The 4779-nt window shown below is 64.5% G+C and carries 7 protein-coding genes; 1 reads left to right on the forward strand and 6 read right to left on the reverse strand.

What is annotated here, in order from left to right:
- On the reverse strand, positions 1-213 hold a 213-nt coding region (locus AC1D00_RS27125; RefSeq protein ID WP_477012774.1), incomplete at its 3' end, for a hypothetical protein.
- Between the two features lie 69 nt (positions 214-282).
- On the opposite strand from AC1D00_RS27125, the gene AC1D00_RS27130 reads away from it, so the two are divergent.
- Complete coding sequence (locus tag AC1D00_RS27130; RefSeq protein ID WP_477012775.1) at positions 283-1509, forward strand: AraC family transcriptional regulator; 1227 nt, start codon at positions 283-285, stop codon at positions 1507-1509.
- Between the two features lie 32 nt (positions 1510-1541).
- On the opposite strand, the gene AC1D00_RS27135 is transcribed toward AC1D00_RS27130, so the two are convergent.
- The 5 genes from AC1D00_RS27135 to AC1D00_RS27155 form a co-directional block, all read right to left on the reverse strand.
- The gene (locus AC1D00_RS27135; RefSeq protein WP_477012776.1) at positions 1542-1934 is read right to left on the reverse strand and encodes a RidA family protein; all 393 of its coding nucleotides are present in this window, start codon (positions 1932-1934) and stop codon (positions 1542-1544) included.
- Positions 1935-2027: 93 nt separating this feature from the next.
- Positions 2028-2243, reverse strand: coding sequence for a hypothetical protein (locus AC1D00_RS27140; RefSeq protein WP_404557291.1), 216 nt, complete (start codon positions 2241-2243; stop codon positions 2028-2030).
- Positions 2244-2347: 104 nt separating this feature from the next.
- Entirely contained in the window at positions 2348-2458 is a 111-nt protein-coding gene (locus AC1D00_RS27145) for a 3-keto-5-aminohexanoate cleavage protein (protein WP_477012777.1), read from the reverse strand.
- A 78-nt stretch (positions 2459-2536) separates the two neighbouring features.
- Positions 2537-3766 (reverse strand): CaiB/BaiF CoA transferase family protein, encoded by a 1230-nt coding sequence (locus tag AC1D00_RS27150; protein ID WP_135178054.1) that lies wholly within the window; start codon positions 3764-3766, stop codon positions 2537-2539.
- 202 nt (positions 3767-3968) lie between these two features.
- Positions 3969-4655: an outer membrane protein gene (locus AC1D00_RS27155; protein ID WP_477012778.1), complete on the reverse strand. Its 687-nt coding sequence runs from the start codon at positions 4653-4655 to the stop codon at positions 3969-3971.
- Between the last annotated feature and the right edge of the window lie 124 nt (positions 4656-4779).

Consider the following 4779-nt stretch of genomic DNA (forward strand, 5'->3'; position numbering starts at 1 on the left):
GCCGAAGCCGGTATTGGTCGCACCGCTACAGGTGACGGTGCTGCCGGATTGGACGCACGCGGCAACCGCCGGCCCCGCCGGCATCGCAACCACCGTGGTCAGCGACAGCACGAATGGCGCGGCCAGCGTCAATGATCGTTCGGGGCGCGCCTTCGCCCGGGATACCGGCAAGTTCATAGTCGTCATCCGCGCCGCGCCATTCGTCGATGTCATCCGTCATTCCCAAGTCTTGCGGCCGAAGCAGCCGTCGCTTGCAAACTGGCCTGACGAGGCGCAACTGTCTTGGCGCAGCCGGAACGGGACATCGGCCCATACGGCACAGCGGTGGTTTCTCGGCCGGTTGTGACACTTGCACCACCATCCTACGGACCGCGATTGTCTCAGACGGAACGCCGGGAGGACCATGCGGAACAGGTTCCGCCGAACGGTCGCACGCTGTACCGGTTGTCCAGCAGCCACGGGCGGATCGAATTGAACGCGCTGGCGAGAGCCTGCGTCTTAAGGAGGTGGTGGCCACCATTTCGCAGGGGACAGATGCAGGATACCGGATCATTTCGAGCGCAGATATCTACCCGTGACTTTCCCGAAGAGAAGCGAATCGACAGGTGGCGCGAGATCTTCGGGCGCAGCGTGACCAATGCCGATATGGAGCCGCTCGGCGACGCGCCCTTCCATGCGAACGTGACCTTCAACCTGTTGCCCAATATCAGCATCGCGGCCGGCTCACATTCGCCAGCGCATTATCGCCTCTCGAAAGAGATGGCGTCGCGCGCCGGGAACGTTGTGGTGATCGCCCTGCTGCGCAGCGGCGCTGCTTCGTTCACCCAGTTCGGCCAGGAATTGATCGGCGGTGTCGGCGGTGCCGTGGCGCTCACGATGCAGGCACCTTCAACGACCACGCTACTCACGGAGGGCAACTTCATCAGGCTAGCATTTGAGCAGCCGGCCCTGGCCGCATTGGCCCCGAACTATGCGGCCTCCTTCGGCAGCATTCCGCCCAACAGTGCAGCCCTGAATCTCCTGACCCGCTATGTCGACGTCGTCCGCAACGACGACGCCCTCGGCGAGCCGGCGCTGATGCAACCCGTGGCCAACCATATCCTCGATCTCGCGGCGCTCACACTCGGCGCGAGTGGCGACCACGCCGAGTTCGCGCGGCAGCGCAGTGCCACGGCGGCGCGGCTTGCCAGCATCAAATCGGACATTCTCCACGCGCTCAGCCGCAGCGATCTATCGACCGAGATGATCGCCGCGCGCCACGGCATCTCGCCGCGCTACGTGAGAAAGCTGTTCGAACTGAGCGGCTCGTCATTCTCCGCCTACGTGCTGGCCGAGCGGCTGGCGAAAGCACGGCGCATGCTGATCGACCGGCGCCACGCTCAACTCAACATCACCCAGATCGCGCACGAAAGCGGGTTCGGCGACGTCTCCTATTTCAACCGCGCCTTCCGCCGCCACTTCGGCGCCACGCCTTCCGACATTCGCGCGGCGGCAAGACCGGCGTGGTGAGCGGCCAACGGCTCTCGCGTCGATCGCCGACCTCACATCATCGCGATGCAGTCGATCTCGACGTCGAAGGGGCCGAACCATTCCGGCGTGCAGACGAAGATCCGCGCTGGCGGATCGACCGGGAAATAGCGGGCATAGACCGCGTTGAACGCGGCGAAGTGCTTCGTCGAGGTGCAGTAGACGTTGCACTTCATGACGTTGTCGAGGCCCGCGCCCGCGGTTTCCAGGCACAGCCTCATCTGGTCCATGATGATCTCGCTCTGCCGCTCGATCGGCATCTCCGCGAGCTCGCCCGTGGCGGGATCGAATGGCGGCAGACCGGCGACGAAGATCATGTTGCCGGCGCGCGTCACCGGCGAGGTCGGCGCCTTCCAGCGGTCGAGATAGGACGAGATCGGTTCGACGCGGAGCGCTTCGCGTTTCATGGCGGCCACCTTCGGTTCGCGCGAGACTGGTGCCTTGCTACATTATGTTGCGGCCGGCATGTTTCGCTTCTGATCGAAGTGTGGCCGTCGGGATCAGCTCCGCTGCGGCATCTCCTCGGCCTCTTCCTTGGCGAGCAGCAGCAGCATCTCGATACCCATTTCGCCTTCCTGCGGCGAGCGGATGAACTTGATTTCGTCGGCGCTTTGCCGCAGCGCGGCAATGATGGCGACGGCCTGATTGGCGGTTGCCGCCTCGGTCGCCAGAACTGATTTCTGGTTCTTGGACTGAAACCCGATCGTATAGGACATGCACTTCCCTCCCGGAACTCGCAGGGAGATCGAATCAGAGTCGGGCGCGAAGCGGAAGCCTGTGTGAGTACGGACCGGGTTTATCTGGGGATTGCGCGCAAGCCTCAGGCAAGGCCGAGCATCGCGCGCGCCTCATTCGCAGTCGCGACGCTCCCACCCAGGCTCTTCAGGATGCCCGCATGCGCGACCAGCTCGGCATTGGTCGTTGCCAGCACGCAGAGCAGCTGCGCCCCCGCCCCCGCTTGAGTTCCGGCCTCTCCTCGCACGCGGGGAGAGGCCGAGAAGGAAAAAGGTCAGATGATACCCTGCTGCTTCAGCGTCTCGATCTTCCCCGCATCATAGCCGAGCTTGCCGCCGAGCACCTCCTGGGTGTGCTCGCCGAGCAGCGGCGGGGCGCGGTAATTCTCGATCGGGGTCTCCGAGAAGGTCAGCGCGTTGCGGATCAGCGACAGCTCCGGCTCGAACTTATGCTCGGTCTTCACCCGCATGCCACGCGACTGGACGTGAGGATCCGAAAACACCTGCTCGAAATTGTTGATCGGACCTGACGGCACGCCGGCCTCCTCCAGCTTGTCCAGCCAGTAGGCCACCGGCTGCTTCAGGAACAGGCCGGCGAAGATCGCCATGATCTCCTTGCCGTGCACGACGCGGTCGTTGTTCTTGATGAAGCGCTTGTCGCTGGCGAGCTCGGGCGCGCCGAGCACGGCGCAGGTACGCTGGAACTGGCCGTCATTGCCGACCACCAGCATCAGTTCGCCGTCGGTGCAGCGGAACACGCCGGCCGGCATGCCACCATTGCCCCAGGTGCCGCGGCGCGGCGGCGTCTTGCCGTTGACGAGGTAGATCTGGAGCCAGTGGCTGAGCGAGGCAATCACGGTGTCGAGCAGGCAGACGTCGAGATGCTGTCCGACGCCGCCATTGGCGTCGCGATGATAGAGCGCCGAGAGAATGCCGATCGAGGAATTCATGCCGGTCATGTAGTCGACGATCGACGGGCCGACCTTCATCGGGCCCTCGCCCGGCTCGCCGTCGATATGGCCGGTGACGCTCATCAGGCCGCCCATCGCCTGCAGGATGGCGTCATAACCGGCGCGCGGCGCGTAAGGTCCGGTCTGGCCGAAGCCGGTCACCGAGCAATAGATGATGCCGGGGTTGATTGCCTTGATGGTCTCGTAGTCGAGGCCGTAGCGCTTGAGATCGCCGACCTTGTAGTTCTCCATGAAGACGTCGACGTCCTTGGCGAGCTCGCGGATGATCGCCTGCCCCTCGGGCTTGGCGATGTTGACCGTGACCGACTTCTTGTTGCGGTTGGCGCAGAGGTAAAACGAGTTGTTGTTGTTCGCCTTGCCGTCGGGGTCGGTCAGATAAGGCGGGCCGAAGGCGCGCGCGTCGTCGCCGGTGCCCGGCCGCTCGATCTTGATCACCTCCGCGCCGAGATCGCCCAGCATCTGGGCCGACAGGGGCCCAGCCAGCACGCGGGTGAGGTCAAGGATCTTGATGCCTGAGAGCGGCAGGGCCGACATGTCGATTTCCTCCGGGGAACTGGATCTTGGCGCGGCGGCCCGAGCGCTGAGGTTCGGCCGCGGCCGCGCTCCCTGCGGATACACCATTTTCGCAGCCTGAGCACTGCACTGGCGGCATGCCGCCATCCCCCGCTCCGGCGGCGGCAGCCAGCCGACGGCGTCGAATTCCGCGTGACGAATATCGTACCGGCCGCGCGGCTGGCTAGAACCTGACGCTCACGCCGCCGCGCACGGACTGAAAGCGCGGATGCTGCTCGTAAGATCCGAGGACAGCGGGCCAATCAAAGCGCGTGGTGCCGAAATCGCTGTAGCGATATTCCAGCCGTGCCGTGACGCGATCGGTCAGCGCCGCCTCGCCACCGGCGCCCACGGTCCATCCGGTCTTCGCAATATTGGCGTCCACGGACGGGATTGCCACGGGATCATCCGCATTCCAGTGGTACTTCAGCTCGGTGAACGCGACACCGCCTGTGACATACAGCAGCAGGCGCTCCGTCGGTGAAAAGCCGAGCCGCCCGCGAACCGAGGCTTCCCAATCCTTGCGAGCGCTGAACACCAGCCCGAAGCCAGGGGATACAACGTCACTGACCCGGCCGACATCCACATCGCCCTCGATGCCGAGCACCAGCCGGTCAAACTGATGATTGTAGCCGACATGCACGCCGCCAAAGCCGCCGCTCGGCCTGAAATCCTGGCTGAAGCCGGTCGGCGGGCCGCCGAGGGCAAACTCGGTGGTGCGGTCGCGGCTCCATTCATAGCCACCCTGGGCGCCCGCATAAAAGCCGGTCCAACTGAGAGGTGGTGTGACGACAGCGCTCGGCGCTTTCACGGGCAAGTCGGCAGCATGCGCAGCGGCCGCGGTGCAGATCAGCGCGGCGAGGCAGATCAACGTGCGATTCATTGCAAATTCCAGCCCACAGGAATGACGGGCCTAACTTTAGCGGGTTCCCTTCGGTTTTGCTGTTGCGGCCGTGCGACACTCGATGAAAACGAGAAGGCGGCAGGCAATGCAC

It is taken from the genome of Bradyrhizobium sp. P2_E8 (genome assembly GCF_056403875.1).